General features: G+C 37.0%; 23 protein-coding genes and 3 pseudogenes. 11 read left to right on the top strand and 15 right to left on the bottom strand.

Annotation, left to right across the window (positions count from 1 at the left end):
- The first annotated feature begins 44 nt into the window (after positions 1-44).
- The 4 genes and pseudogenes from sufB (at position 45) to sufD (ending at position 4,237) form a co-directional block, all read left to right on the top strand.
- Positions 45-1,493, top strand: coding sequence for a Fe-S cluster assembly protein SufB (sufB, locus tag H3Z85_08205; protein ID QPQ53314.1), 1,449 nt, complete (start codon positions 45-47; stop codon positions 1,491-1,493).
- 4 nt (positions 1,494-1,497) lie between these two features.
- A pseudogene (locus H3Z85_08200) lies at positions 1,498-2,000 on the top strand (GNAT family N-acetyltransferase).
- Positions 2,001-2,018: 18 nt separating this feature from the next.
- A complete protein-coding gene (sufC, locus tag H3Z85_08195) occupies positions 2,019-2,762 on the top strand; it encodes a Fe-S cluster assembly ATPase SufC (protein ID QPQ53313.1) in 744 nt (247 codons plus the stop codon).
- Between the two features lie 201 nt (positions 2,763-2,963).
- Positions 2,964-4,237, top strand: a pseudogene (gene sufD, locus H3Z85_08190) (Fe-S cluster assembly protein SufD).
- A gap of 62 nt (positions 4,238-4,299) precedes the next feature.
- Here the strand turns inward: sufD and H3Z85_08185 are convergent.
- On the bottom strand, positions 4,300-5,223 hold the full coding sequence (locus tag H3Z85_08185; protein ID QPQ53312.1) for a DUF3078 domain-containing protein: 924 nt from the start codon (positions 5,221-5,223) through the stop codon (positions 4,300-4,302).
- A gap of 231 nt (positions 5,224-5,454) precedes the next feature.
- On the bottom strand, positions 5,455-6,384 hold the full coding sequence (locus tag H3Z85_08180) for a DUF3078 domain-containing protein (GenBank protein ID QPQ53311.1): 930 nt from the start codon (positions 6,382-6,384) through the stop codon (positions 5,455-5,457).
- Between the two features lie 251 nt (positions 6,385-6,635).
- Here H3Z85_08180 and H3Z85_08175 point away from each other — a divergent pair.
- The 4 genes and pseudogenes from H3Z85_08175 to H3Z85_08160 all read left to right on the top strand — a co-directional run bounded on the left by H3Z85_08175 (position 6,636) and on the right by H3Z85_08160 (position 10,595).
- A pseudogene (locus H3Z85_08175) lies at positions 6,636-7,402 on the top strand (rhomboid family intramembrane serine protease).
- A gap of 33 nt (positions 7,403-7,435) precedes the next feature.
- A complete protein-coding gene (dprA, locus tag H3Z85_08170; GenBank protein ID QPQ53310.1) occupies positions 7,436-8,545 on the top strand; it encodes a DNA-protecting protein DprA in 1,110 nt (369 codons plus the stop codon).
- Between the two features lie 191 nt (positions 8,546-8,736).
- On the top strand, positions 8,737-10,095 hold the full coding sequence (gene gdhA, locus H3Z85_08165) for an NADP-specific glutamate dehydrogenase (GenBank protein ID QPQ53309.1): 1,359 nt from the start codon (positions 8,737-8,739) through the stop codon (positions 10,093-10,095).
- Positions 10,096-10,226: 131 nt separating this feature from the next.
- Positions 10,227-10,595: a DUF1801 domain-containing protein gene (locus tag H3Z85_08160; protein ID QPQ53308.1), complete on the top strand. Its 369-nt coding sequence runs from the start codon at positions 10,227-10,229 to the stop codon at positions 10,593-10,595.
- Positions 10,596-10,639: 44 nt separating this feature from the next.
- Here H3Z85_08160 and H3Z85_08155 read toward each other — a convergent pair whose 3' ends face one another.
- The 4 genes from H3Z85_08155 to H3Z85_08140 all read right to left on the bottom strand — a co-directional run bounded on the left by H3Z85_08155 (position 10,640) and on the right by H3Z85_08140 (position 13,729).
- On the bottom strand, positions 10,640-10,942 hold the full coding sequence (locus tag H3Z85_08155; protein ID QPQ53307.1) for a hypothetical protein: 303 nt from the start codon (positions 10,940-10,942) through the stop codon (positions 10,640-10,642).
- Positions 10,943-11,093: 151 nt separating this feature from the next.
- On the bottom strand, positions 11,094-11,582 hold the full coding sequence (locus tag H3Z85_08150) for a YkgJ family cysteine cluster protein (GenBank protein QPQ53306.1): 489 nt from the start codon (positions 11,580-11,582) through the stop codon (positions 11,094-11,096).
- Complete coding sequence (locus tag H3Z85_08145) at positions 11,583-12,554, bottom strand: Inward rectifier potassium channel Irk (GenBank protein QPQ53305.1); 972 nt, start codon at positions 12,552-12,554, stop codon at positions 11,583-11,585.
- Between the two features lie 185 nt (positions 12,555-12,739).
- Positions 12,740-13,729, bottom strand: coding sequence for a hypothetical protein (locus tag H3Z85_08140; GenBank protein ID QPQ53304.1), 990 nt, complete (start codon positions 13,727-13,729; stop codon positions 12,740-12,742).
- Between the two features lie 181 nt (positions 13,730-13,910).
- Here H3Z85_08140 and H3Z85_08135 point away from each other — a divergent pair, with 181 nt between their 5' ends.
- Positions 13,911-14,291: a group III truncated hemoglobin gene (locus H3Z85_08135; protein QPQ53303.1), complete on the top strand. Its 381-nt coding sequence runs from the start codon at positions 13,911-13,913 to the stop codon at positions 14,289-14,291.
- A 31-nt stretch (positions 14,292-14,322) separates the two neighbouring features.
- Here H3Z85_08135 and H3Z85_08130 read toward each other — a convergent pair whose 3' ends face one another.
- The 9 genes from H3Z85_08130 to hflX form a co-directional block, all read right to left on the bottom strand.
- The gene (locus H3Z85_08130; protein ID QPQ53302.1) at positions 14,323-15,393 is read right to left on the bottom strand and encodes an ionic transporter y4hA; all 1,071 of its coding nucleotides are present in this window, start codon (positions 15,391-15,393) and stop codon (positions 14,323-14,325) included.
- A 66-nt stretch (positions 15,394-15,459) separates the two neighbouring features.
- Positions 15,460-15,798 (bottom strand): hypothetical protein, encoded by a 339-nt coding sequence (locus tag H3Z85_08125; GenBank protein ID QPQ53301.1) that lies wholly within the window; start codon positions 15,796-15,798, stop codon positions 15,460-15,462.
- A gap of 24 nt (positions 15,799-15,822) precedes the next feature.
- Positions 15,823-17,061, bottom strand: a complete 1,239-nt coding sequence (locus H3Z85_08120; GenBank protein QPQ53300.1) for a hypothetical protein — start codon at positions 17,059-17,061, stop codon at positions 15,823-15,825.
- Positions 17,062-19,065 (bottom strand): hypothetical protein, encoded by a 2,004-nt coding sequence (locus H3Z85_08115; protein ID QPQ53299.1) that lies wholly within the window; start codon positions 19,063-19,065, stop codon positions 17,062-17,064.
- A 17-nt stretch (positions 19,066-19,082) separates the two neighbouring features.
- Entirely contained in the window at positions 19,083-19,751 is a 669-nt protein-coding gene (locus tag H3Z85_08110; protein QPQ53298.1) for a hypothetical protein, read from the bottom strand.
- A 128-nt stretch (positions 19,752-19,879) separates the two neighbouring features.
- Entirely contained in the window at positions 19,880-20,599 is a 720-nt protein-coding gene (locus H3Z85_08105; GenBank protein QPQ53297.1) for a DNA alkylation repair protein, read from the bottom strand.
- Positions 20,599-21,885, bottom strand: a complete 1,287-nt coding sequence (locus tag H3Z85_08100; GenBank protein QPQ53296.1) for a sodium:proton antiporter — start codon at positions 21,883-21,885, stop codon at positions 20,599-20,601. Before H3Z85_08100 ends, H3Z85_08105 begins: the two co-directional genes overlap by 1 nt.
- Before the next feature lie 16 nt (positions 21,886-21,901).
- Positions 21,902-22,537, bottom strand: coding sequence for a DUF4919 domain-containing protein (locus H3Z85_08095; GenBank protein ID QPQ53295.1), 636 nt, complete (start codon positions 22,535-22,537; stop codon positions 21,902-21,904).
- Positions 22,537-23,760, bottom strand: a complete 1,224-nt coding sequence (gene hflX, locus H3Z85_08090) for a GTPase HflX (GenBank protein QPQ53294.1) — start codon at positions 23,758-23,760, stop codon at positions 22,537-22,539. The genes H3Z85_08095 and hflX overlap by 1 nt, the downstream gene beginning before the upstream one ends.
- Before the next feature lie 212 nt (positions 23,761-23,972).
- Here hflX and H3Z85_08085 point away from each other — a divergent pair, with 212 nt between their 5' ends.
- Entirely contained in the window at positions 23,973-24,659 is a 687-nt protein-coding gene (locus H3Z85_08085) for a response regulator transcription factor (GenBank protein QPQ53856.1), read from the top strand.
- Positions 24,660-24,797: 138 nt separating this feature from the next.
- Complete coding sequence (locus H3Z85_08080) at positions 24,798-25,274, top strand: T9SS type A sorting domain-containing protein (GenBank protein QPQ53293.1); 477 nt, start codon at positions 24,798-24,800, stop codon at positions 25,272-25,274.
- The last annotated feature ends 1 nt before the right edge of the window (position 25,275 follow it).

Here is a 25,275-nt window from a genome sequence, read left to right as displayed (position 1 = left end):
ATCTTCAAGCTCTGAAATCTAAATCTGAACTCTAAAAAATAATAATGAGTAAATATACTGAAGACGATTTAAGAGTCGATCTAGAAAATAAAAAATATGAATTCGGTTGGGAAACCAAAATTGATTATGAAGATTTTCCAACGGGTTTAAATGAAGACATCATCCGTGCTATCTCGGCTAAAAAAGAGGAGCCTGAATGGATGACTGAATGGCGTCTGGAATCTTTCAAAATCTGGTTAAAAATGGTAGAACCCAATTGGGCGAATATCAAATATGAAAAACCTGATTTTCAAGCAATCCGTTACTATGCTGCTCCTAAGGCAAAACCGGAATTGGAAAGCCTTGATCAGGTAGATCCGGAATTATTGAAGACTTTTGAAAAGCTAGGGATTAATATCGAAGAACAGAAAAGACTCTCAGGAGTTGCTGTAGATATTGTAATTGACTCAGTTTCTGTGAAAACAACTTTCCAGGATACATTGGCAGAAAAAGGAATTATCTTCTGTTCTATCTCTGAGGCTATTAAAAATCACCCGGACCTGGTAAGAAAATATCTTGGAAAAGTAGTTCCAAGAGGAGATAACTTTTACGCAGCATTGAATTCCGCAGTATTTTCTGACGGAAGTTTCTGCTATATTCCTAAAGGTGTAAAATGCCCAATGGAGCTTTCTACATATTTCCGTATCAATCAGGCAGGAACAGGTCAGTTTGAAAGAACACTTGTCATCGCTGACGAAGGAAGCTATGTTTCTTACCTTGAAGGATGTACTGCACCATCAAGAGATGAGAACCAGCTTCACGCTGCTGTGGTAGAGTTAATTGCTCTGGATAATGCCGAAATCAAATATTCAACCGTACAAAACTGGTACCCGGGGAATGAAGAAGGAAAAGGAGGAGTATTCAACTTTGTAACGAAAAGAGGGCTTTGTGAAAGAAATGCAAAAATCTCATGGACACAGGTTGAAACAGGTTCCGCGGTAACATGGAAATACCCATCTTGTATTTTGAAGGGTGATAATTCTATCGGCGAGTTCTACTCTATCGCAGTAACCAACAACCACCAGTACGCTGACACCGGAACAAAAATGATCCACATTGGAAAAAATACCAAATCTACGATCATCTCCAAAGGTATTTCTGCAGGAAAATCTCAGAACTCTTACAGAGGTCAGGTAAAAGTAATGCCTTCTGCAAAAGGGGCGAGAAACTTCTCTCAGTGTGACTCTTTATTGATGGGTAATGAGTGTGGGGCCCACACTTTCCCTTATATCGAGATCAAAGATCCTACAGCCCAGCTGGAGCACGAAGCTACAACTTCAAAAATCGGGGAAGATCAGATCTTCTACTGTAACCAGAGAGGTATCGATACAGAAAGAGCAATTGCATTGATCGTAAATGGTTTCAGTAAAGAAGTATTAAATAAGCTTCCAATGGAATTTGCTATTGAAGCACAGAAACTGTTGGAGATTTCATTAGAAGGATCAGTAGGATAAAAGCATGATAGCTACAGAAAGATTAATCTTAAGAAAGCCTGCAAAAGAAGATTTTGAAAGATTCTTTGAGATTAATCATGACCCTGAAACCAATATTCATAATCCAAGTGGCCCCATGAGTTTTGAAAAAGCAGAAGGTACATTTACCAGAATGCTTGAACACTGGGAAAAGTATCATTTCGGAAGCTGGGCAATTGCTGAAAAGCAAAACCCTGAAAATATAATAGGTTTTGGTGGGCTGAGCTACAGACTCTACGGAGAAGAAGAAAAATTGAATTTAGGTTATCGTTTTGCTTCCCAGGCATGGGGAAAGGATATGCCACAGAATTCACAAAGAAAGCTATAAATGTAGGGATTAATGAAGACAATACAGAAATTTTTGCCATTGTCCGTCCCAACAATTTAGCTTCTGTTAAAGTTTTAGAAAAGGCAGGCATGATCAAAATCGGGACGCTAAATGACGTTCCTGGTCAACCTGAAAGTTTAGTATATCGAATTCAAAAATAATTTGTTTAAGCAAATAAAATGTTAGAAATTAAAAACCTTCACGCCAAAATTGAAGATGGCGCAGAAATATTAAAAGGGATTAATCTTGAAATAAAGCCGGGTGAAGTTCACGCTATCATGGGGCCAAACGGAGCAGGTAAATCTACCCTTTCTTCCGTAATCGCAGGAAAAGAAGATTACGAAGTAACCGGTGGAGAGATTCTTTTCGAAGGAGAAGACATCATCGAGGATGCTCCTGAAGATAGAGCTCACAAAGGGATTTTCCTTTCTTTCCAGTATCCTGTGGAAATTCCGGGAGTTTCGGTAACGAACTTTATTAAGGCTGCTTTAAACGAAACAAGAAAAGCCAACGGATTATCAGAAATGCCGGCAAAAGAAATGCTTGCATTAATCCGTGAAAAGTCTGAGAAATTGGGAATTAAAAAAGATTTCCTTTCAAGATCACTCAACGAAGGATTCTCCGGAGGTGAAAAGAAGAGAAACGAGATCTTCCAGATGATGATGCTTAATCCTAAATTAGCTATTCTTGATGAGACAGATTCAGGATTAGATATCGATGCTTTAAGAATCGTAGCAGATGGAGTAAACCACTTTAAAAATGAAGGAAATGCAGTTCTTTTGATCACTCACTATCAGAGATTGCTAAACTATATTCAACCTGACTTCGTTCACGTTTTAGCTAACGGAAAAATCATCAAAACAGGTGACAAATCTCTGGCATTAGAACTTGAAGAAAAAGGATACGACTGGCTTCTTAACTAAGAAGAAAATCAATTATTTCAGAGGTTAAAATTTTCGCTGTCATTCTGGAATGAAATAGCAAAATAAAGAATCCTTAATCATAAGAATTGAGATTCCCATTCCTCGGAATGACAATATTTTAGTTCACATAAAAAGAAAAAATGGTGCAAACCACAGATATACCAGTAATGGCATTAAAAGAACAAATTATAGAAAACCATAATGAATTTTTTGGAGGCTCTTCGTCACAGGTTTCTTGATGATGAAAGAAAAGCAGCTCTTCAAAGATTTGAAAACCTTGGTTTTCCGACAAAGAAAGACGAAGAATATAAATATACCAACCTGAAGGAGATCACGGAAAAGAACTACAACTTTTTTCCTAAAGAGAACCACAATATCACCAAAGAACAGTTTGACCAACTGCATCTGGGTGAAGAAAATTTTGATTGGATCGTTTTTGTCAACGGAAAACTTCACAAAGAGCTTTCAAAAGTTTCTATTGAGAATGTAGAATTCCTTTCATTCAATTATGCATTGAATGATGAGAAACACAAAGAAGTTTTTGAAAAATATTTCAATACGATTGCCTCTAAGGAATTGGCCTTCACCAACCTTAATCTTGCTTACTGCAAATACGGATTCTTTTTAAAGGTTCCCAAAAATGTAGTGATTGAAAAACCGATCCATGTTTTCTACATTTCTCAAAATCAGGAAGAAAACACTTTCTATAACACAAGAAATCTGTTAATCGTAGAAGAAGGAGCGAAAGTAGAGGTTATTGAAAGCCATCATAATTTTGACAGTACGTATGTATTGACAAACTCCGTGACGGAGATTTTCACTTATCCGAATGCAAAAGCAGACTGGCATAAACTTCAAAACGACAACAATACTTCTTACCTTGTAGATCATACGTTTGCAAGACAGGAAAAAGACAGCTTAACCACTGTCAATACATTCTCTTTCGGAGGGAAACTGGTAAGAAATAACCTTGATTTTATTCATAATGGATCCAACATCAATTCATTCATGAACGGAATCACGATTATCGGAAAAGACCAACTGGTAGACCATCACACGGCAGTTCATCACAACTTTCCGAACTGTGAAAGCTACCAAAACTATAAAGGTATTTATGATGGTAATGCACACGGCGTTTTCAACGGAAAAGTTTTTGTTGATAAAATTGCGCAGAAAACCAATGCTTACCAGCAGAATAATAACGTTTTACTAAGCGAAGGCGCCAGTATCGATACCAAACCACAGTTGGAGATCTTTGCTGATGATGTAAAATGTTCTCACGGCTGTACCGTAGGCCAGCTTAACGAAGATGCCCTGTTCTATCTCAGAGCAAGAGGTATTTCTAAAAAGAAGCTCAGGCATTATTATTATATGCATTTGCCAATGATGCCATGCAAAACATCGACATTGAGCCATTAAAAGAAAAAATTTCAAAGCTATTGGCTGAGAAATTAGAAGTAGATATAGAATTTTAGACTTATATATTTGATAATAATAAAGCACTTCATTTTGAAGTGCTTTTTATTTTTTACAGCAATTATTTCTTTAACCAGCCCTGATTGTCTTTATTATCAGACCGTTTCTTTCCGTTGTCTATATTATAGGCAAACCCTACCCCTAAAGTCTGTTTAAGCTGGGTTTTCCGGATTTGATTATGATCATATAAAAGATCTAAGGTGATATTGGAAGAGATATACTTGTTGATCTTCATATTTAAGATAGCACCATATGCAAGAACCAATCTGTCCGGGTGATCCAGGTAGTTTGAAAATACAGAGGCAGTATTGGTAAGATTAATATTTTCCATAATTTTAATCTTATACATTGCCGTTCCCAGGAAACCGAACTGGAATAGAGAAGAATCACCATCATTTTTAAGTCCGTAAATTCCTGCTCTCTGCAGATCTTTATCCAGTACGAAAGTCCATCTTGCGTTAGCCGGACGTAAAGTTACGGTAAGATTATCATTTGGTCTGTACGTTACACCGGCACCCAGATTCAGAAATCCGGGAGCAAAGAAATTTGAGATCTTTTTAGCATCCGGATTGTTTCCATCCTCGTAACCCGGAGCAAACTGAGTCTGAAGACTTGCACCCGCTGATATATACCAATGCTTGGCAAATTCTCTACCATAGTTTGTAGAAAGGTTGATCACATCCTGGGTTTTTCTTACTCCTGTACCTTGGGTATTATTCTGTCCATAGCCAAGAATAATAATATTTTCCCAAAGATCTTTCCCTTTTTCATAGGTAAGATTGTAATTGACACCGGCAAGCCAGCCTACGTTATTGGCTCCCCCTCCTACCCAGTTCGAGAAGGCAGCCTGATTAAGCATTAGTGTATTTTGTCCCTGGATAGACCAGGCTTTAACGGTATCTGCAACAGGTGCGTCAGTTTTTGTTTCTTGCGCGGTTGCCATAGCCCCAAAAGAAATGGAAGCGACCAATAAAAGTTTTTTCATAATTCAAGGATTTCCTGCAAATGTATAAATAATAATTCACGCCCCTGATAAAATTCACTTTAAAATGAATTTAACAACACTGAATTCATCCCTATAATCCAATGAAATTAAAGTAATTACCCTTTTATTTTACAATCTCCAAACTTAAAAAAACTTAAAACATCAATCCCGTAAAAACAAAAAAGCACTCCCACAATGGAGTGCTTTTCATTATTAAAGTTGATTGTAAATCTATTTTTTATTAAGCCACCACTGGCTGTCTTTACGGTCTGAGCGCTTTACCCCGTTATCCAAGGTGTAGGCAAATCCTATTCCCAATGTCTGCTTAAGCTGAGTTTTTGCTATCTGATTATGATCATATAGTAAATCCAGGGTTACATTGGATGAGATATATTTATTGACTTTTAAATTTAAAATCGCTCCGTAGGCCAATACCAATCGATCGGGATGATCAAGATAGTTAGAGAAAACAGAAGCTGTATTGGTCAGATAAATATCTTCCATAATTTTCATCTTATATATTGCAGTTCCCAGAAAACCGAACTGTAGTAAAGAAGTATCTCCATCACTTTTTAAACCATAAGTTCCGGCCAGCTGAAGGTCTTTATCCAGTACAAAAGTCCATCTGGCGTTGACAGGACGTAAAGTAACAGTTAAATCATCATTAGGCCTATACGTGATACCCACACCGACGTTCAAATATCCGGGAGCCATGAAATTTGAAATTTTCTTTGCTGCAGGATTATTCCCGTCTTCATATCCTGGCGCAAATTGTGACTGTAAACCGGCGCCAGAAGAAAAATACCAGCTCTTGGAAAACTTTCGCCCATAATTGGTTGAAAGATTAATCATATCCTGAGTTTTTCGGACCCCGAGCCCTTTAGTATCATTTTGCCCATATCCAAGGATGATGATATTCTCCCAAAGGTCTTTATCTTTTTCATAGGTCAGATTATAATTTACTCCGGCAAGCCACCCCACATTGTTGGCTCCCCCTCCTACCCAGTTTGAAAAGGCAGCCTGGTTAATCATTAAGGTATTTTTTCCTAAAACCGACCAGTATTTGATGGTATCTACCACTACCGAATCTTTCTTTAATTCCTCTTGTGCACTCGCGTAAATCCCTACAAAAAAGGAAAGAATCAATAAAAATCGCTTCATTACTCCAAATAAATTTTAATGTAAAAATAGTTAATATAATTTTTTTTGAAAAATTATTAAGTACGATAAAAATTTCACCGTTGTCGTTTACATTATTACTTGTAGTAGCTAAGTTATAAAATCTGTGCCAAAACAAAATGTAATACAATATAAAATTGATACCTTTTGTCTTAAAATCAGATGGGTAGAAAAATTTCATCGCCAAATTTTCCGAAATTGATCATTGGCTTTTGATTTGACATAAAATCCTCATGTTCAAAAATGTAATTTCCAAAAGAGCGATTATATATCCGTTGCTGATGTTATCTGCAATGTGGTTCGGGTACTTTTTACAACTGCAGGGCTTTTTTGGAAGTTGCTTTGGAGCCATTATTCCATTATTGCCTGAAGGATTATTGGGGATTATCACCTCTCCTCTTCTTCACGGAAATATAGATCATATCATAGGAAACTCAATTCCAATTGTGGCACTGATGTTTTTGTTATACCAATTCTACCCGCTTGTCGCCAATAAAGTTTTTCTTATGGGATGGGTAGCAACCGGGCTTTTGGTCTGGCTTCTTCCCCCTATTGATATCTTCACAGGAGATTATATGTACACCTGTACCATTGGAGCCAGTGGCGTGGTGTATGTCCTTGCTTTTTTCCTTTTCTTCAGCGGTGTATTCAAGTGGAATACAAAACTGCTGACCATCTCGATGCTTGTTGTACTATATTACGGAAGTCTGGTATGGGGAATGCTTCCTGAAGAGCTCTTTTATAATATGCAGGAACCCAGCAAAATATCCTGGCAGGCGCACCTTTCCGGAGCTCTGGTAGGAAGTATTCTCGCCTTTACGTTTAAAAATGTAGGAGAAAAAAGAAAAGATTCATCTGGGAATTTCCTAATTATTATAGCGAAAAAGATGACAAATTATGGCAGGAATACAAAGAAAATCACCCTGAGGATTTCCTCGAACTTCCCTATAAAAAAAGAGATGATATTTGGGATCATTTGGATGAACTAAGGAAAAAATAAAAACTATTTACTACATTTGAAAAAAAAACACACATGATTTCCGAAGAACATCTTTTTGCCATCGCCCTTCGCGAATGCAGCCAGATTGGTGACATCAATTTTCATAAGCTCGTCCGAACCTTTGGAAGTGCTCAGGCAGCATGGAAAAACGCAAAGAAAAACTATAAAAAAATAGAAGGCATGGGCTACAAAACCGTTTCTGACATTGGAAACGAAGCTCATCTGAAATTTGCAGAAAAGGAACTTAAATTTTGCGAAAAAAATAATATTCAAATCAAATTAAGGTTCCTTAATGAAATCCCTTTCCTTTTGAACGAATGTACAGATGCTCCTGCTATTTTATATCAAAAAGGAGATCCTGATAATGTACTCCCCAAAGTAAGTATTGTAGGGACAAGAAATATGACCCCATACGGCAAGCAATTTATTGAAGACTTCTTTGAAGCTTCGCAATCCTCAAAATATGCCACCGTCAGTGGGCTTGCGCTGGGAGTTGACAAGGAAGTTCATGAGCAGTCAATCCACAACAAAAAGCCTACAATTGCAGTTCTTGCGCATGGTTTTCAGTTTTTATATCCTGCAAAAAACAGAAGACTTTCAGAAAAAATACTGGACGAGGGAGGCACACTTCTCACGGAATTCAGCTCTTCGAGAAAACCGGACCGGGAAAACTTTATTCAGAGGAACAGAATTGTTGCGGGAATTTCACCCGCCACTATTGTCGTTGAAACCGGTTTTGGGGGCGGATCTGTAAGTACCGCGTCCTTTGCCAATGATTACAACAGAGAGGTTTTTGCCCTTCCCGGAAAAATAACAGACCGTTTCAGCCAGGGATGTAATCAGTTGATTTTCCAAAATAAAGCCACAGCAATCTCCAGTATAAAAGATCTTGTACAGATGCTTGGTTTTAATAATCCGAGAGAAAAAATTGAAGAGCTTTTCCCGCATAGCGAAACATCAATACAATTATCTGAAGATCAGGGTTCAATATATCATTTCATCAAAGATAATCCGCAGATTTCGCTGGACGATCTGACACAGGGAATTTCGCTCCCTTCCTATAAAATATTACCGATAATTCTTGAACTGGAGCTTTTAGGGAAAGTAAAATCGTTTTCCGGGAGACAATTTATAGCAATTTAAGATTTAACGATTTCTTAATATTGCATTATTTCATACATAACATTTCATTTTTAATAAAATTTGATCATAAATTATTAATTTAATAATATTCCGAAACATTATTATTTAATTTTTAACAATCTTAAAATAGAGTGTTGTGAATCTTGAAAAAAAAATTAAATTTGTTGACAATAATATTCAACCTTAATATAATGGAACAATATAATATTGACCAGAAAATCCAAGAGTTTATTGCAAAAATTGAAGCAAAAAATCCTAATGAGCCGGAATTCTTACAGGCTGTAAAAGAAGTTGCCGTAACAGTAATCCCATTCATTGCTACCAAGAAAGAATATACAGGAATGAAGCTGCTTGAAAGAATGGCTGAAGCTGAAAGAATTATTATCTTCAGAGTTCCATGGGTTGATGATAAAGGAGAAATTCAGGTTAACAGAGGTTTCAGAATTCAAATGAACTCTGCTATTGGTCCATACAAAGGGGGAATCCGTTTCCATCCTACTGTAAACTTATCAGTTCTTAAGTTCTTAGCTTTCGAGCAAGTATTCAAAAACTCTTTAACGACATTGCCGATGGGTGGTGGTAAAGGAGGTTCAGATTTCGATCCACAAGGTAAATCTGATATGGAAGTAATGCGTTTCTGCCAGGCTTTCATGACAGAATTATGTAAGCACATCGGTCCTGAAACAGACGTTCCTGCAGGAGATATTGGTGTTGGAGCTAGAGAAATCGGTTACCTTTTCGGACAATATAAAAAAATCAGAAACGAATTTACAGGAGTTCTTACAGGAAAAGGACTTGCTTACGGAGGATCATTAATCCGTCCTGAAGCTACAGGATACGGAGTTGTATACTTCGCTGAGCAGATGCTTAAAACAATCGGACAAGATTTCCAGGGTAAAACAGTAACGGTATCAGGTTTCGGAAACGTAGCTTGGGGAGTTATCAAAAAAGCAACTGAACTTGGGGCTAAAGTAGTGACTATTTCTGGTCCTGACGGATATATCTACGATAAAGATGGTATCAGCGGAGAAAAAATCGATTATTTATTAGAATTGAGATCTTCCGGAAACAACAGAGCTGAGGATTATGCTAAAAAATATCCATCTGCTGAATTCCACGCTGGAAAACGTCCTTGGGAAGTGAAGTGTGATGTAGCATTCCCTTCTGCAACTCAAAACGAACTAGACCTAGAAGATGCAAGAGTATTAGTTGAAAACGGATGTGTTTGTGTTACTGAAGCAGCAAATATGCCTTCTACACTAGATGCTATCAACTATTTCTTAGACAATAAAGTATTATTCTCTCCTGGTAAAGCTTCCAATGCCGGAGGTGTTGCTACTTCAGGATTGGAAATGACGCAAAACTCTATCCGTCTGAACTGGACTTCTGAAGAGGTTGACGCAAGATTAAAGGAGATCATGATCGGTATTCACAAAGCTTGTAGAGACTACGGAAAAGACGAAGATGGGTATGTAAACTACGTGAAAGGGGCAAATATTGCAGGCTTCGTAAAAGTTGCAGAAGCAATGTTGGCTCAAGGAGTTGTGTAACTAAAAAATACAAAGGTTGGGAAAAACTCCCGACCTTTTTTGATATAGCCTGTTCCCGGGAAAATGGGAAAAAAGTAAAAAGTGAAAGGAGAAAGCGTTGCTATATGCAGCGCTTTTTTTATTTTTATATAATGCAAAACACATTAAAAAATATTGATGAATACATTCTTTTGTTCCCGACAGATGTTCAGAAGAAATTGCTTGAAATCAGAAAGCATATTCATACACAAGTTCCGGATATAGAGGAGTATATCGGATATCAGATACCCGCTTTCAAATATAAGGGTAAGCCTTTGGTGTACTTTGCCGGCTACAAAAAACACATTGGTTTTTATCCCGGAGCAGAAGGTATTAAAAACTTTGAAAAAGATTTTGAGAAAATGCATTATAAATTTTCAAAAGGAGCTGTACAATTCCCTGTCAATGAAGAGATTCCGCTGGAATTAATCAGCAGGATCATCGCGTTCAGAGTTTTGGAAATTGATCAGAAAAAATCCTGAAATACAATATTTCAGGATTGCGACTAGTGTTTGCTAAAGTATGATCACTTTTTCTTTTTAGATTTCTTTTCTTCTTTGCTTGCTTCAGCAGGTTTTGTAGCTTCCGCAGTAGCTGCAGGGGTTGCTTCGGCGGCAGGAGCTGCAGCCTCAGCTGTTGTACTTTGCTTGACTTCACCTGTCTTTGTTGTAGTGTTCCATTCAGTGGTAGTCTGAGCTTTCTGTGGTTGCGTGTTGGTTGTTGTCTGCGTATTTGTTGTACTTTCAGCCGGTTTCTGAGGTGTTGTCTGGGCCGATACTGCGATTATTCCGACTAAAGTAAACGCGGCCGTAAAAAATAACTTTTTCATAATGTAATATTTTAAATGATTGTTTAAGCTAAACGAGACACCATTTAAAAAAATTATGTGTAACACACTTATTTAACGTACTTTATAACATTTTAAGAGGAATTTGGAAAAAGTCGTAATCTTGCAAAGATTGAGACCCTTAGGCAGGGAGTTACTTCGAAATGTTCTTCATCATCCTTTCAACAAACTCAAATGCAGCAGGACAAATCACAGTATTTTTAAGCATTAAATGGTTGATCTGGTAGATTTTCTTACGATCTGTATGCGGATATTCTCTGCAGGCTTTCGGCCGTACTTCATAGATAGAACATGTATTGTCACTATTCAGGAAAAAGCAGGGAAGATTCTGCAATACTTTATCGTTATCTTCATCTACCCTTAAAAATTTAGCTTCAAAATCAGCCTGTTTCATCCGAAGGTGTCTGGCAATGCGCTCAATATCTTTTTCGGTATATAACGGACCTGTAGTTTTGCAGCAATTGGCACATTGCAGGCAATCGATTTCATCAAAAACTTCTTCATGGGTTTCCTGAACTATATAATCGAGATTTTTGGGCGGTTTCTTTTTCAGTCCGTCCAGAAATTTCTTATGCTCTTTTTGCTTTTGTAAAGCCTGTTTTTTATAAACTTCTAAATTCATTTACTCATTATTTCCCTTTGAAACAGGAAGATCTTCCTTTTGATATTCGTTAATTTTATCTAAATCCAGCACCGTACTCTGATGCCCTTTATCCGGATAATACATCGGAATAAACTTCGCTCCGTATATAATCTCTCCCGTAACATAGGACGATCTCTGAACCACGGTATTGGAGAAGACTTCGTCAAAGGCACGCACCTGAATAATCAACTCAATATCCGTATTTTTAAAATCGTCTTCAGAAAAGCCATAAAAAGGCGAATTTTCATCAATTTTATGAACAACAGTCCAGTTGAGTGCCAGCGTATTAATTTTGCTCAGCTGGGTTTCCAATCTGTAAAAATTACTTTTGGGAACACCGTCTTCAATAACTTCAATAGCCGCAGAAACGATAACATCAGCATCTGTAAGGGCATTATTTTTATAGGGAGCCAATCTGAACATCAAAGCTGTAGACTGCTTAAAAGGAGCAATAACAGCTATATCAGAAAATCTTAAATAAGCTCTTGGCCTGGAGAATCTTCCATAAAAAAGTCCTGTAGCAATGGCAAAGGTAAGCAATCCTAAAAAAGCCTCAAAAGTAGCGACAAGACTTGCCAAAAAACCAACTGGTGCAATTCGTCCGTATCCTACCGTTGTAAAGGTTTGTGAACTGAAGAAAAAAACATCGATAAATTCATTTACAGGATCACTTTTATCTATCCCGGTAAGATGTTGTACGCCGATAAGATAGTAGATCATCGCAAAAGCAAGATTAACCAGAATATAGGAAATCAACAAATAGGAAAGAAATCGGAATGTAGACAGATTGAGCATCGTATGATACCAACTGAGCCTGTTAAAAACATTCACTCCCGTTCGTCGAACGTTCGGAAGGCCATCTTTATTAATAAACCTTCCTGAGGCATTGCTGCCAAAACCGCTGTTTTCCGTATTATTCTGACGGATTTTTTTCTTGAATCCACGGGTCATTTGTACACTTTTTAAAACATTCGTGAGCACTGTGCAGATCAACTGATGCCAATACCAGCCTTATCCTTCACTTTTTATTTAAAAAAACAAAGTTAAGAATAGAATCCGTTTGTTTTCTTTAATCTCCAAAAAAAGACAGAAGTAACAAAACCCCTGTCTTTTTTTGTATTCTGTAAAAGAAATACTTATATAGTCTGTGCCGGAGATTCCATCACCGTTACGCTTACATTGCTGACTGATTTTACAATACCCGATTCTCCATGTACATTTGAAATAAAATTAGGAAAATCTTCAACCGGAAAGGCCCAGTAATAATGTCCGTTTACCGGTGAAGGGAAGTTAGCCAGAAGATTTCCGGATAATTTCATAGGCACAAAGTATTCAACAGAAGACCCTTTCACTTTCGTCAGAATTGAAATAGTCTTTTTGGAATGGGCCGGTACTACGGTTTTGTAGGTACTGGTTTGTGTAATTTCTTCAGAACTTTCTGTGCCTTCGGTAGTATCACCTCCCACCACAACTTTAGTACTGGCAGTAGCTTTTGCTACCAACGGAATATCGACAGATACAGAAGCTCCTACTTCAAATGATCCGGAAACGGTACGCTTCCATGAAGTTGAATAGCCCTTTTTATACGAATAGGTAACCGTGATCTCACTTTCCCTGTCACCATTATTGATGGCTTCCGTGGTATAAGCATCATCCGGCAGGTCAACTCCATTGGTTTTTATCTTTACGTCCGGTGTTCCCAAAACAACTGACACATTGGGACTGGCTGCACTGTTCCGGGTATCGCCATCTACGGATAAATCAGGATTAAAAATAATTCCATCCGGAACCTGACCGGAGTAGGCAAAAATATTTTTGAGCCTCGTTCTTTCTCCTGAAAAATTCACATCATAACCCATATCTTTCAAATGATTTGCTTTAAAAGGGATTTCCTTACTTCCGTCAGATAAGCTACGGCTTGTACCGGGGCTTTCAGGCAATTTAAATTCGTCTACGATTTTCCATCCTTTTTGAAGCATTTCAGCTTCTGTCATCTGTGTCCGTTTAAAATCGGTATAGCTCAGGTTTTCGGCATCATCACTCACAGAACCTACTTCATCTCTTGCACATGAAGCAGTAACTGAGAGTACAACCAGAACTAAAATAGAATTGATTTTTTTACGCATTTTTATGATTTTTTAGTGTTTAATAATTAAATTTACAAAAATCATATCACTTATTATGCGTTTTTTACGAATTAAATAATTTTAACATTTCAATCGAATGGTCATTTCCTTTATTGCTTCTTTATGAGATTTATCAATTTAAAAATCAACTTTTTTATTTGATTTAGACTAACTTTGAAATATGAAAAAGCTGGAATCAAGAGAAGATATTGAGCACCTCGTCAACTCATTTTATGCAAAAGTCGTTAAGGATGAAACGATTGCATTCTTTTTTAATGACGTTGCTAAAGTGGATTGGGATAAACATCTTCCGAAGATGTATTCTTTTTGGGAATCTATTCTTTTCGGGCAAATGACTTATAAAGGAAATCCAATGGGAGCACATTTTCCCATCAATGAAATAGCAGCGATGGAACAGAAACATTTTGATAAGTGGCTAGAGCTATGGAAAATGACCATCGAGGAAAATTTCGCAGGTGAAAATGCAGACATGGCCATCTACAAATCCGAAAATATTGCCAGACTAATGGCATTCAAAATGGAGCTGGCCAGAAGGCTGTAATAAAAGACCGGAAAGCATTCCGAAGACTGTTCTAAGGAACGATGACCGTGAATATATAAGCTGCCAGGTTCACCAGAAGCACCGTTCCGTATAGGATATTGGTTTTTCCGCGGCTTAATGAAAGCATTACAATAAATACAGATAAGGATAGTAAAATAATATCTTTTTTATCTAATCCGAGTACCAAAGGAATGTCATACATGATACACACCACAGAAACGGCTGGAATGGTAAGTCCGATACTTGCTAAGGCTGACCCCAAAGCAAGGTTTAAGCTGGATTGGATCTGATTGGCTCTTGCTGCCCGAATGGCTGCAACTCCTTCGGGAAGAAGTACTACACCTGCTATAATGACTCCGACTAAAGATTTCGGAGCTCCTACACTCTGTACCATCCCTTCAATAGTATCAGATAATCCTTTCGCCATTAAAACCACGATCACCAGACAAACGACTAAAAAGCCAAAACTAATCAGTGTCTTTGGTAGTGAAGGAATATAATGCTCTTCAGGATGCTCATCAGGAACAATGAAATAACTTCTGTGTCTCACCGTCTGCACCATCAGAAAGACACCATAGATAATCAGGCAGGCAATGGATACAAAAATAAGCTGGGCCTGGTTATAGAAAGGTCCGTTGACACTTGAAGTAAAATTAGGAAGAACAAGGGTAAGAATAAGAATTGAAACCGTACTCACAAGATAAGTGGTAGCTGAGGTTCTGGCAAAGAATTGCTCATGATACTTCACGCCTCCCACCAATATACAGATTCCCAGAATACCGTTAAGAATGATCATCACAGCAGCAAAAACCGTATCTCTGGCCAGCGTGATCGCCTGATCTCCGCCGGCAACCATCAGTGAGATGATCAAAGCGACTTCAATAATGGTAATACAAAGCGCGAGAATGATTGTCCCGAAAGGTTCTCCTACTTTATGAGCAACCATTTCTGCATGGTGGACTGCCGATAATACGCTTCCGATTAATAAAATACCTGCTACAATATCATAAATGACTCCGTTTCCCATCAATCCAAGGAAGTAATAAACAACTGCAAGGACAGGAAAAATGTAAGTGTAATGTAAAAATTCTTTTAATTTCATATAGTGTCTACAAAATACAAAAAATCTATAAATTTTGAAATATCAAAAGAAAATATTAATAATATTTTAATGAGGCCAGAAGCTAAAATCCTGAAAATCCGTCAACATATGAAATAATAGCCCGATGGCAACAATTCTGATATTCCCTTTAAAAAACAGCATCAAAAAATACACCGCAATGGCATAATAAGAATGTAAAAAATGATATCCTATACTATTTCTTGAAGGATCAAAAACGGGATTGGCAAAAAGATGATCGAGGTCTACCAGCATGGTGGCAAGAAGAATAAGGTATACTTTCTTCCAGTTTTCACGATAAAAGATTAGAGCTATAAATACGGGGAATACTAAGTGCAAAAAATAATGTGTACAGGTTTTGAGCAATGCTATTTCTGATGGTGCCATTACTATTTATTTTATTTTATATGGTTACCACCGTAAAATTAAGGGTAATTTTCCTTTTTTTGCTTTTATTTTCAACCAATAGTTTTGTGACTTATTAGCATACAACACATAATCGATATCCGAAATGATCCTTTTTTCAGTTTCATTGAGTGTTTTCAGGGAAGAATATAGCAGGGAATTGTTTCTGATTAAAATATAATTTTGCTTTAACGGGGGTAAGGATATGAACCGGTTTCCTGAAGATTGTATAATAAACCCGTTGTCATGTTGTTTAACTTCATTGGGTTGAAAAGGGATTGCCGTAAATTGATTTTCGCTGTTGATCCACTTTTTAGACTGAAAATATTCCCCGGTTTTCTCCGGATCTTTAGTCTGAAATTCAATGATATACTGAGGCTGCGTAATCTTCTGAAAAGTTGTTTTCTCAATTTCATTAAAATTCTCGTCATAATCATAACTGACAATGGTATCATTAACCTGTTTGAGATCTGCGGTCACTTTAACGTAAGATGCCTGCAAGGAATCTGAAATACCCTTATTGAAAAAACGGGCAAAGGATCTGATATTGTCCTTATCTAGTTCCAGCTGAGTACAATGATTTCCAGGCAGTGTTTTTGCGGCGATAAAATTAAAAATATCCGAATTTGAGTTGTTCTTTATTTCGATATCATCATCGTTGAGGTCAATTGCAAAATTTTGAATTCCATATTCTGAAATGAAGGAGAAACTCCCTAATGTGTTATGAATAAACTGATCTGCATTCCACACTGCTTGTACGGGTTTTTGGAAAAGTTGCTTCTGAATCATCCCAAAAGCTTTATCAGATGTTCCTGCCAATACAAGATCACCAATGACAAATACGGAAATCTGATCTTTTTGAAAATAGCCGTTCTTTTTATCTGTAAAATTTTGCTTCTTCAGAAAAGCAATGAATTTTGGGGTGTCTTTAAGCTCGATGACCGTATACCATTCTGAAAAGCTGGTCCCTTTTATATGAAAAACTTGTAAAAAATCCGGAATTTTAATTCCACAATTACTCAGCGAGCCGGAATTTTTATTTTTTGTTTTTTTTCCGGACCAATGTGATGGATATAGTATCATCTTGAAGAGATATTGTCCCGTTAATTTCTTCGTATCGACCAAAAAAACAGCATCTGCGTCCTCAGGAATATATCTGAGGTCTTTATCCTTATAAAAACCCACAAAATAAACCAGCACGGCTAACAACAGCAATAACGGGATAACAATCTTCTTTTTGTTCATCTACAAAATTTGTGACTTTTTTTCTTTTTCTTTTGTGTTGAAGATCTGATTAAATATATCAAAGAAATACATCAGACTGTTTTCAGAAGAGCCTTTGATATCATAATCCATTTCAGTGCGGATACTCTCTCCTTTCACCTCTGTTTTGTAGTAGAGCTCTCCTACATTCTTCCTGATGGCCTCCAGTGTTTTTCTCTCTTTAGGACTTTTGAATTCTTTATCTAAACCTGTTAAAAGCTTTTGAATATCCAGTCTTCCCGACAGAGGATATTTAGCAGAATCTTTCGCCCATTTTCTGGATACCGAAGACTGGCTGACCGGTACAATATTGTCTGCAGAACTCATCAGATACACGACTCCGTCTTTTACTGTAAAAAACAGCTTATCGATATATCCACCGTCTTTGGATTCTTTAAAGGTGTACATATCTCCTGTTTTTGAAAATCGTTTAGCCAGCTTTTTATGAGTAGCGAGTACATCAAAAATACGGTTCCAATAGGCTTCATTCTCAGTTGCAAATGCGAAAGTAAAGTTGGGAACAGCAATTTCCTTGGTTTTCTTCACCTCTTTTTCATTGAACTCGGCATCGTATTCATAATCGGTATATTCAACCTTTTTGGATTTCAGCTCGTTTAAAACAAAGATTCCGTTTCCGGGAGCTATTTTAGCAATGGCTTCTTCATCCAGTACAATTTTCATCGTTTCCATAATGAGTTCCATTTCTTTTTTATATTCATGTTCTCCGGAATTCTGCAGAAGGCTGTACATCATATCGAAACATTTTGCCCCATTCACATTCATCGCATAGTAACCCACGCTTTTTTCATTGATGAGTTCCAGCAGTTTCCTGTTTTTCTTCCCTTTGTAAATGGCGGATATATTCTTTTGAATTTCAGAATTTTTATGCTGATAATTATTGACGAGCCTTACTTTGTCTTTGTCAAAATACAAATTGTACGCATAGTTGGAGTTGTACATGTTCTTGAAGAACTGCCCATAAGTATAATCTTTAGTCATTTTACCATAGAGCCCGTCATTAACTATTCTGCCGTAATCTGCATAGACAAAGACATCTGAATTGGCATCCCTGAAAGCCAGCATTTCTTCAGGAACCTCTATTTCGAAATTTGAACTGAAAAACTGATCGAACCTTTCTTCAGCATTCTTTTTAACCATCAGGAATTTTTCTCTGCGGATAGAGTCCTGTTCTTTCTGGTAGGCTTTATTTTCCTCTTCATATGCTTCCTCAGACTTGCTTTCTTCTTCATATTTTTCTCCGTCTTCTTTTTGCTGAGGATATGCATGATGTTTCTGGAGATACTTGATATCTTTCTGGATTCTTGCTATTTCCAGATTATTGTCTTTGATGTTTTCCTTAAGGTATTTTATATTTTCTCTTAGCTCCTTGATTTCCTCTTTATAATCAAACGGTTTTTCCGGCTCATCATTGTAAACGCTATCTACAGCTACACCATCAGCAACGGCAACGGCAGTACTGTCTGTCACTGCATCTGCTTCCCAATAGTCCTTATGGGGCTTGGTATAGCTTATCATACTAAGAACTGCACGGCTTCCGTTCCAGCCAACAAAAACGTCATCATTGATATCCACATAGGAATAATTGTTTTTCTTAGAAATCTCCTGTCCTTTTTTCTTTATAGAATTTACGAATTCCTGAAACTTTTCTTTATTATCAATGATAAAATGAGTGTTATAGGTCTTGATAGAGTCATTAAGGCTGGCATAATGATACTGAGCAGCGTCGTATTTGATTCCTGTCTTTGAATAATCCGTCCATGAGCTATTTTCTTTGCTCTTTTTGTTGAGTTCGTGCAACAATGGGTTCAGCTTATCCCAGTTGATTTTATTATTGAGCTGTTTTCCGTTGACTTCCATATAGAATACAGCGTCAGATGGAATTTTCAGGCTATTCTGGGCAAAACCCATGGTAAACCCGAAGATTATGAAAACAATTTTTTGTGTTTTTAATAAGATAGATTTCATGACTATAGTTTAGAAATTTATTGGAAAAGAATGGTGTTTTGTATTTGTTTTTTGTGCAGGATCAGATCCAGGATATCCGCCTCCAGCTTGAGTGCTTTTTTATTAGGAGAAAGCACGTAAGCATTATTCGTTTGTGACTTCACGGTATTCTCAAATTGCATGACGGAAGTGTATCTTGCATCGTTAAAAACCTCTTTATCAGCCTTACTCATCTTCTCATAATCTTCTTTGAAAGTGTTGACTTTATTCCTTGTTAATGTCTTTTTCTGAAGATTCTGGCTGTAGACCTTTGTGGGAACCATTTTGCCCAATATTTTCTGATCTTTTAATTTTTCCAGACCGGCATTGATGTTTTCAATTTTTTTGAAATTACAGCTCAGTCTGATGATATAATTATCAAAATCCATGGCCGTTTTTACATTGGTGATTCCGGGAGTTTCTTTAAAAATTTTTGCAGCTGTATTGATTTTGTTTTCAATCTCAGATTTCTTGGGAACTTTCTTTCCGTTGATGGTTTCCATCTTAGAGATTGATGCCAGTCTTGTTTTACTCTTACTTGCATTCAGTATGATGGTATATTCTCCGGTGCCGTCTGCTTTTACATTTACTTTATCAAGAATGTCGAAACAGCTCGTCAGGAATAATAAGGGGAGAAGAAAAAGAAATAATTTTACTATTTTTTTCATGATTGGATGTAAAACAGTAAAATTACTCAATTCCGGCCTTATATCCTTGAAATCTTTAGTTTTTGGGTAGAAATAGCTGTTTTCAGGTAGTTTTGAGAACTCAAAACTGACATCATTACTCTTTATTTTTAAACGCGTCCTTTCAGATAATTCTGGCGAAGGTCTTCATCCAGTTTTTCAATTGCATATCGAAGGCATGTTCTGGGCATTTCTTTGTAATACTGATTCAGATAAGCAATGAGTTCTGTTTCACTCTTATTCCCCATTTCCCGCAACAACCATCCATTTGCCTTATGCATCAGGTCGTGCGGATGTTTCAGATTTCTGGCAACAAATTCTTTTGTAAGATCAAATGACCCCTTTTTCACATAATGCATTGTTCCAACTACGGCAATTCTTTTATGCCACATCTCTTCAGATTCCGAAAGCTCTCTTAAAAGGTATTCTTTATCGTTTTCAAAAGCATATCTTCCCAGAATCTTATAGCAACTGGAATCTACAAGGTCCCAATTATTTATGTGGGGTAAATGATTGAGATAAAAAGTCACAATTTTCTCTTTCGTCTGCAGATCTTTTGTTTTTTCAAATTTTGAGATCAGCATAAAAAGGGCTGTTAACCGATATTCATGATATTGTGAAGAAAGAAGTACACCAAGATCATTGAGCTCTACTTTCTTATAATATTCTTTAGCCACAGATCTCTGATCCGGTACGGTAACCCCCAGAAACACATCTCCCTCGCCATACTCTCCCTTACCCGTCTTAAAAAACCTTGGAAAAAATTCAGCTTTTTCAGGGATAGATAATACAGCCAGCGCTTCTTTTATTTCTTTAACAATATTATTCATCAGATATTTTCTTCTGAAACAACAGTTTCCTGCTCTTCATCTTCCTTCACAATCTGTTTAGGATTAGCCACTTTGGCAATTGTAAGTCCCTGAACAATAATCGAGAATACGACTACACAGTAGGTAATACTCAAAATAATCTCGCTGTATTCGCTTTTAGGAATAGACATGGCCAATGCAATAGAAACACCACCACGAATTCCTCCCCAAACAAGTACTTTTACTGTTTGCGGGCTAAAACTTCTTCTCAGAGAGGTAAATTTAGTTGGTCCCCATATCGATATAAACCGGGCAAAAAGCACTACAAAAATGGCTAGTAGACCAGGGATCATAAAATGTTTGAGGTCTTTGATCATTAAAAGCTCAAAGCCGATAAACAGGAATAATACAGCATTTAATATTTCGTCGATAAGTTCCCAGAATTTGATCAGATAATCCTGAGTAACGGATTTCATCTTGAAGTTTCTGTTGAAATTACCCATAAACAGACCTGCTGCTACCATCGTCAGTGGGCCGGAAATATGCATTTGTCTTGCAATAAGATATCCTCCCATTACTACAGAAAGTGTCACCAATACGGAAATAATATAATCATCTACTTCACGCATTAATCTTGAAGTGACCCAACCAAGCAAAACTCCTAACAGAAGACCTCCACCTGCTTCATGAAGCAGTAGCAATCCAATATTTTCAACACTCAGATCTACTTCTTTTCCTACTGCAAGCTGTAGAATAACCGTAAAAACAACCACTGCCATACCATCATTAAAGAGGGATTCTCCTGCCACCTTTGTTTCCAGAGATTTTGAAACTTTTGCCTGTTTCAGGACGCTGAGTACGGCTACCGGATCTGTAGGTGAAATCAAAGCTCCGAAAACAAGACAATACATAAACGGAAGATTGACACCCACATAAGGTAAGAGATAGAACATTCCAAACCCTACAACAAAAGTGGAAATAACGACTCCTGCCGTGGAAAAAATCACAACGGGTCTTAGCTGTTCCTTTAAGTCATTAATGTTGATATGAATTCCTCCCGCAAAGAGAAGAAAATTAAGCATTGCCCCCATCAAAACCTCCGTAAAGTCGATACTGCTCATTAAATTATGCAGATGCCCGAATGTTCTGGGAAGTATTGTTTCTCCAAAAAATACCAGAAAAATAGATACCACAATGGCAATAACCATAATTCCGATGGTGCTGGGAAGTTTTAAAAACCTGTAATTAAGATAGGCAAATATTGATGCTAATACGATTAATGCTGAAAATGAATAATATAATTCCACTAAGTGTTTGTTATAGTTAATTGGTTAGTTCTAAATAAAGTATTTTGATATAGATCTGCCGACCGTCTTTTTCCCATATATCAAACATTCCATCTTTGGAAGATTTTGAGCCTCGTGCATAATCTTTTCCTATATTCAACATATTCAGCAGAATATATTCGTCTCCTACCGAGTTGACCAGATAAGCCGTTTTTTCAGATTTTCCATCCCCGGAACCTTTTATTCCGTCTGCAAGCGCACGAAACTGGTTCAGATGATGTATAAAATTATTACCGTCTTTTAAAGAATCATACGCTCTCAAAAGGATCAGAAGAACATCCAGATTGGTAGGGTCCTTATCATACAATGCCTTCCCGAGTTTGACACACTCTGTAAAATTATTTTCTTTAAAGGCATCAGTAAGATCTTTAAAACGGTCTTCTGAAACGGTGATTTTATCATTTCTAAAATTTCTTCCGTAATAGAGGTACTGTGATTCTGTACTGTCTAAAGATTTGGGATACCCTTTATATTTGAAGATAAGTTTATCATAATTGTAGGGTGAATCCGGATTTTTAAGGCTTTTTTCAATAGCTTTCAGATCAATTTTCGATTTCTGGCTGAAACCAAAAACCGAAAACAGAGTGAAAAGAAGGAAAAAGTAATATTTCATTAATTGTTGCTTTCTTCTTCGTCGTTGTCGAAATATTCGAAAAGGAAATCATTATAAGGAAATCTTGAAATATGAATTTTCATAACTTCGTCGTAAATCATCTTTTTCATTTCCGGGAAGTTTTCCTTTGTTAAAGCAGAAATAAATACCGTAGGATATTTGGACTTTGCCATCCAGGTCTTTTTCCATTCTTCAAGGGAAACATTTTTACGGGTTGTCGGCGTAAGATCGTCTTCGTCTTTTTTCTCATAGCTAAAATCATCAATCTTATTAAAAACCATAATCATTGGCTTTTGATGAGCATCGATTTCCATCAGAATATGATTCACCGATTCTATATGATCTTCAAAACTTTCGTGAGAAATATCCACCACGTGGATCAACAAATCCGCTTCCCTCACTTCGTCAAGGGTTGATTTAAAGGATTCTACAAGCTGTGTCGGAAGTTTTCTGATAAATCCTACTGTATCCGTAAGCAAAAATGGTAAATTTCCGATAACCACCTTTCTTACCGTAGTATCAAGCGTTGCAAACAATTTACTCTCTGCAAAAACTTCAGACTTCGAGATGGAATTCATAAGGGTAGATTTCCCGACGTTGGTATATCCTACCAGGGCAGCACGAACGACTTTCCCCCTGTTATTACGCTGAGTTGCCATTTGTTTGTCAATAGTCTTCAGCTTTTCTTTCAGCAACGTGATCCTGTCACGGATGATACGACGGTCGGTCTCAATTTCCGTTTCCCCCGGACCTCTCATCCCGATCCCCCCTTTCTGACGCTCAAGGTGAGTCCACATTCTGGTCAGTCGAGGTAAAAGGTATTGATATTGGGCGAGCTCTACCTGTGTTCTTGCATAAGATGTCTGAGCTCTTTGGGCAAAAATATCGAGAATAAGATTGGTACGGTCCAAAATTTTAACTTCCATTTCTCTTTCCAGGTTTTTAAGCTGTGAAGGAGAGAGTTCATCATCGAAAATTACGGTTCCGATCTCATTTTCTTTTACATATTCTTTTATCTCGATAGCCTTACCACTTCCTATAAAGGTCTTGGAATCCGGCTGAGTTAGTTTTTGGGTGAAACGTTTTTGCACGGTTGCTCCGGCTGTGAAAGCTAAAAACTCCAGTTCATCTAAATACTCCGTCAGTTTTTCTTCATCCTGATTTTGAGTAATTACTCCCACCAGGACCGCTTTCTCATAGTTATGTTCTTTCTTTTCTAACATTAAGTTCTGTCTATGTTTATGATTTTTACAAGTTAATATTTTTCAGAAAAAAAAACAAAATCAATTTTTATTTAATAACATTTTTTAAGATAATTTTAAGTTCGCCTGAGTATATCTTATAAAAAAACAATAACTTTATGTAATAATTTTCTGTCTTTTAAGCAATTAAATTTAAAAACATCCAGAAAATCATGATTACCCATCTTAGATGTATGATTATTGATGATGATGAACTGGACAGGCTGGTTCTTCAGCATTATATCAGGCCGTACAAAAACATCGAAATTGTCGCTTGTTTTGATTCGGCTGAAAAAGCAATTCCTTATCTTGACCTTCCTGTAGATCTTTTAATCACAGAAACAAATTTAAAAGGGATGAGTGGTTTGGAGTTCCGAAAGCTGGCCCATAAAATCCCCGCCTGCATCTTTGTAAGCTCATATCCGGAATTAGCGGCCTCAGTCTTTGAAATCAATACCCTTGATTTCATGACAAAACCCTTGACGGCACCACGTTTTCATTATTCAATGCAAAGACTTTTCGACTTTTTTGAAATGAAAGAAAAATGCGACTGTTATGATGCTATACTGGGAGAAAACTCTCTTACCATCAAAGAAGGAGGAAATGTTTCCCAGATCAGAATGAAGGATATCCTTTATCTTGAAGCATTAAAAGACTATACCCGGATTATCACTCTTGAAAAGAATCATTGTATTCTCGACTCACTGGGAAACCTTCTGCAGAAAAACTTTTTTGATTCCTTTATCAGGATACATCGGAGCTACGCAGTACCAAGACATCTCATTCGTGCCAAAAATTGTCATGAGATAGAACTCACTCATCATATCAGGCTTCCGATAGGCCGAACTTACAAGAATAACCTCTCCTTCTTTGAACCCTAAAGAATCAGAATTTCAACAATAATTCACAAATTGACATTGGTCGATTATTTCTGTCGTTCATCTATTTTTCCAACATCAGATTCCGATAGGTGGTAATTTAGTCTTCCCAAATTTCCCTCTAATTAAAAACTGTTACCAATGGAAAAAAAATTTATGTATTATCTGCCCTGGTTTATCTTTTCTTGTACGATATTCCAGGCTCAGTCAGCAGTTCTTGCTGCAGGAACCGATGTCTCTGGTCCCAATGGATCGGTTTCTTATAGTATAGGTCAGACCGCTTATTTGTCCAAAGGATCAGGTTCTCAAGTGGTTGAAGGAGTGCAACAGCCTTACGAAATTACAGCTCTTTCCACCCATGAAAACTCTTCAGACAAGGAAGGTCTGCTGCTTTACCCTAATCCTTTTAAAGATTATTTGTATTTGGATTTCACTACGAATAATTATAAAGGTTCAGAATATCAATTATTTGATGCACAAGGCAAACTGATCAGAAAAGATGTGGTTACACAATCTAAATCCGAGCTTAATTTCTCTTCCCTTCCTTCTGCAATGTACATTATCAGAATTAATCAAAATGGAGAGAACATCAAAACATTTAAAATCATTAAAAACTAAA

Source organism: Chryseobacterium indologenes (assembly GCA_016025055.1).
Taxonomy (GTDB): Bacteria; Bacteroidota; Bacteroidia; order Flavobacteriales; family Weeksellaceae; genus Chryseobacterium; species Chryseobacterium indologenes.
The sequence above is the reverse complement of the archived record's forward strand: the minus strand, read 5'-3'. Positions and strand labels throughout refer to the sequence as shown.

Bases quoted from the DNA above. Each gene is read 5' to 3' on its own strand.
- sufB (QPQ53314.1), top strand. From the start codon at position 45: ATGAGTAAATATACTGAAGACGATTTAAGAGTCGATCTAGAAAATAAA.
- sufC (QPQ53313.1), top strand. From the start codon at position 2,019: ATGTTAGAAATTAAAAACCTTCACGCCAAAATTGAAGATGGCGCAGAA.
- H3Z85_08185 (QPQ53312.1), bottom strand. From the start codon at position 5,223: ATGAAAAAACTTTTATTGGTCGCTTCCATTTCTTTTGGGGCTATGGCA.
- H3Z85_08180 (QPQ53311.1), bottom strand. From the start codon at position 6,384: ATGAAGCGATTTTTATTGATTCTTTCCTTTTTTGTAGGGATTTACGCG.
- dprA (QPQ53310.1), top strand. From the start codon at position 7,436: ATGATTTCCGAAGAACATCTTTTTGCCATCGCCCTTCGCGAATGCAGC.
- gdhA (QPQ53309.1), top strand. From the start codon at position 8,737: ATGGAACAATATAATATTGACCAGAAAATCCAAGAGTTTATTGCAAAA.
- H3Z85_08160 (QPQ53308.1), top strand. From the start codon at position 10,227: ATGCAAAACACATTAAAAAATATTGATGAATACATTCTTTTGTTCCCG.
- H3Z85_08155 (QPQ53307.1), bottom strand. From the start codon at position 10,942: ATGAAAAAGTTATTTTTTACGGCCGCGTTTACTTTAGTCGGAATAATC.
- H3Z85_08150 (QPQ53306.1), bottom strand. From the start codon at position 11,582: ATGAATTTAGAAGTTTATAAAAAACAGGCTTTACAAAAGCAAAAAGAG.
- H3Z85_08145 (QPQ53305.1), bottom strand. From the start codon at position 12,554: ATGACCCGTGGATTCAAGAAAAAAATCCGTCAGAATAATACGGAAAAC.
- H3Z85_08140 (QPQ53304.1), bottom strand. From the start codon at position 13,729: ATGCGTAAAAAAATCAATTCTATTTTAGTTCTGGTTGTACTCTCAGTT.
- H3Z85_08135 (QPQ53303.1), top strand. From the start codon at position 13,911: ATGAAAAAGCTGGAATCAAGAGAAGATATTGAGCACCTCGTCAACTCA.
- H3Z85_08130 (QPQ53302.1), bottom strand. From the start codon at position 15,393: ATGAAATTAAAAGAATTTTTACATTACACTTACATTTTTCCTGTCCTT.
- H3Z85_08125 (QPQ53301.1), bottom strand. From the start codon at position 15,798: ATGGCACCATCAGAAATAGCATTGCTCAAAACCTGTACACATTATTTT.
- H3Z85_08120 (QPQ53300.1), bottom strand. From the start codon at position 17,061: ATGAACAAAAAGAAGATTGTTATCCCGTTATTGCTGTTGTTAGCCGTG.
- H3Z85_08115 (QPQ53299.1), bottom strand. From the start codon at position 19,065: ATGAAATCTATCTTATTAAAAACACAAAAAATTGTTTTCATAATCTTC.
- H3Z85_08110 (QPQ53298.1), bottom strand. From the start codon at position 19,751: ATGAAAAAAATAGTAAAATTATTTCTTTTTCTTCTCCCCTTATTATTC.
- H3Z85_08105 (QPQ53297.1), bottom strand. From the start codon at position 20,599: ATGAATAATATTGTTAAAGAAATAAAAGAAGCGCTGGCTGTATTATCT.
- H3Z85_08095 (QPQ53295.1), bottom strand. From the start codon at position 22,537: ATGAAATATTACTTTTTCCTTCTTTTCACTCTGTTTTCGGTTTTTGGT.
- hflX (QPQ53294.1), bottom strand. From the start codon at position 23,760: ATGTTAGAAAAGAAAGAACATAACTATGAGAAAGCGGTCCTGGTGGGA.
- H3Z85_08085 (QPQ53856.1), top strand. From the start codon at position 23,973: ATGATTATTGATGATGATGAACTGGACAGGCTGGTTCTTCAGCATTAT.
- H3Z85_08080 (QPQ53293.1), top strand. From the start codon at position 24,798: ATGGAAAAAAAATTTATGTATTATCTGCCCTGGTTTATCTTTTCTTGT.